The sequence below is a fragment of the Homoserinimonas sp. genome (assembly GCF_056262345.1).
The window spans coordinates 1-2,698 of the sequence record NZ_JBACFR010000207.1 but is presented as its reverse complement, the minus strand read 5'-3'; the positions used below and the strand labels follow the sequence as shown (position 1 = coordinate 2,698).

Annotated in this window: 3 protein-coding genes; all 3 read right to left on the bottom strand. The window is 64.1% G+C overall.

Annotation, left to right across the window (positions count from 1 at the left end):
- Positions 1-897, bottom strand: an 897-nt coding sequence (locus AC062T_RS09905) for an NAD(P)H-dependent glycerol-3-phosphate dehydrogenase (protein ID WP_476029599.1), incomplete at its 3' end; no start/stop codon positions are given.
- On the bottom strand, positions 894-1,640 hold the full coding sequence (locus AC062T_RS09900) for a lysophospholipid acyltransferase family protein (protein WP_476029597.1): 747 nt from the start codon (positions 1,638-1,640) through the stop codon (positions 894-896). The genes AC062T_RS09905 and AC062T_RS09900, both read right to left, overlap by 4 nt.
- Before the next feature lie 7 nt (positions 1,641-1,647).
- Positions 1,648-2,698 (bottom strand): UDP-N-acetylglucosamine 1-carboxyvinyltransferase (locus AC062T_RS09895; RefSeq protein ID WP_476029595.1); only part of this gene is annotated, 1,051 nt, incomplete at its 5' end.

Genomic DNA, 2,698 nt, shown 5'->3' with positions numbered 1-2,698 from the left:
GACCGAGGAGAGACCCTCCGCCGTCTGGTTCATCTGCTTGATCACATCCGAAAAGCTGTATCCCTGGCCCAGAAGCCTGCCCGCCGTGTTGTTGCGGGAGAGCGATGATTCGCAGGTGGCGATGAGGTCGCCGAGCCCTGCCAGGCCGGAAAGCGTCTCGGGTTTGGCTCCGTAGGCGACCGAGAAATCGGTCATCTCCACGAGCCCGCGGGTGATGATGGCCGCTTTGGTGTTCTCTCCATAGCCGACGCCGTCGACGATGCCGATCGCCACGGCGATGAGGTTCTTGAGCACTCCGCCGAACTCGGTGCCGATGACGTCGGTGTTCACGAATGCCCTGAAATAGGGGTTCGAGACGAGCATGGCGACCCGGGTGGCCGTGTCGAGGCTCGACGACGCGACAACCGCGGCGGTGGGTTGCTCGCGGGCGATCTCGAGAGCGAGGTTAGGGCCGGATGCCACGGCGATGCGATCGGGAGAGACCCCCAGCTCTTCGAGAATGACCTCGCTCATGCGGGAGCGGGTGCCCTTCTCGACGCCCTTCATGAGGCTCACGATCGTGGCCTGGCGCGGCATGATCGACCCGAAGTCCCGCAGGTTTCCGCGGAGGCTCTGGCTCGGCACCGAGAGAAAGACGTACTCGGCGCCGTCGAGCACCTCTTCGACAATGTGACTCGCCCACAGGGTGCGGGGCAGGTTAATGCCGGGCAAGTAATCGCTATTGCGCTTGCTCTCCGCGATCTCGCGCGCAAGCTCTGCACGCCTCGCCCAGAGTGCGACATCCGCTCCTCCGTCGGCCAAAATCTTGGCGAACGTGGTGCCCCAGCTGCCAGCGCCGAGCACTGCAACGCGGGTGGCCCCGGGAACGGGAAGGCGAATTGGCCTCGTGCTGGTCAAAAGCGCCCCGTCTCTTGTTGGTTGTTCTTCGCTGGGTCCCAGCGCTCCGCCGGTGCTGGCTCGCCGCGTAGCTCGGCTAGTAGCTGAGAAATGTCGGCCATGAGAACATCGGTCGCCTCGGTGAGCAACGACGCGGTTATCGGCTTACCGCGAAAGCGGGAAAGATCCACGGGGTCACCGATCTTGACGGTGATCGTCTTGCGCGGAAAGATGCTGATCTTGCGCCCGTAGCGGGGCATCACCAGCTGGGTGCCCCAGTGAGCGGCTGGGATCAGCGGGATGTCGGCCTCCAGCGCCATCCGCACGGCACCCGTCTTGCCGCGCATCGGCCACAGGTCAGGGTCTCGGGTGAGCGAGCCCCCGGGATAGACCACAACGGCAAGGCCCTCATCCGCGGCACGAGCAGCTGCCTTGAGCGGCTCTGCACCGCGGGCGTTGGTGGTGCGCTCGACAGGGATCTGCCCGGCAGCGCGCAACAGCCGACCCCCCAGGGGAATCTTGAAGACCGAGGCTTTGGCCAAGAACCGCGGCATGCGCCCCAGCTTCCACATCACGACGCCGATAACCACGGGGTCGATCTCGCTGAAGTGGTTCGGGGCGAGAACGAAGGCACCGCTCTTGGGCAGCTTGTCGCCGTCGACAATGCGGTATCGGGCGATCACGGTCATGATCGGCAGGATCAAGAACGCAAGAAAACGAAAGATCGGGGTCTTCTCAGACTTCGGGCGTGATTCCTTGGCCACCCGCGGATTACCCTTCGTAGACGAAGTCAGCACCGAGGGCGGCTAGCTTCTCGATGATGTGCTCGTATCCCCGGCTAATGATGCCGATGTTGCTGATCGTCGACTCGCCCTCGGCGCTCAGCGCCGCAATGAGGTGGCTGAAGCCGCCACGCAGGTCGGGAACGTGCAGCGCGGCGCCGTGCAGCGGTGTCGGGCCCGTGATGGTCGCAGCCTGCTCGAAATCGCGGCGGGCAACGCGGCGCGGATGGTTGGGCAGACCGGTTGCGTGCACAACAATGTTTGCGCCCATCTCGTTGAGAGCCTCGGTGAAGCCGAATCGGTTCTCGTAGACGGTCTCGTGAACGATCGAAACACCGTGGGCCTGTGTCAGCGCCACAATGAGCGGCTGCTGCCAGTCGGTCATGAAACCGGGGTGGACATCCGTCTCGATCGTGACGGGCTTAAGGTCGCCACCAGGGTGCCAAAAGCGGATGCCATTGTCGTGAATGTCGAACGCCCCGCCGACTTTGCGAAAGACGTTGAGGAAGGTCATCATCTCTGACTGCCGAGCACCCTCGACAAAGATGTCACCGTGCGTGACAAGAGCGGCCGAGGCCCAGCTCGCCACCTCGTTGCGGTCGAAGAGTGCGCTGTGGCGGTAGCCCTCAAGCCGGTCGACACCCTCGATGAGGATGACGCGGTTGGGCTCGACCGAGATGATCGCGCCCATCTTCTGGAGAATGGCGATGAGATCCATGATCTCTGGTTCGATCGCGGCGTTCTTGAGCTCGGTCGTGCCCTCAGCGCGCACTGCGGTGAGCAGCACCTGCTCGGTCGCACCGACGCTCGGGTAGGGCAGCTCGATGTTGGCACCCTTGAGCCCGTTGGGCGCCGTGATGTAGATGCCCTCGTAGGTCTTGTCGACAACTGCGCCGAACGCCCTCAGGGCGTCCAGATGAAAGTCGATGGGGCGGTCGCCGATGCGGCAGCCGCCGAGGTCGGGAATGCGGGCTTCGCCGAGGCGGTGAAGCAGAGGGCCACAGAAGAGAATCGGGATGCGGCTGGCGCCAGCATGCGCA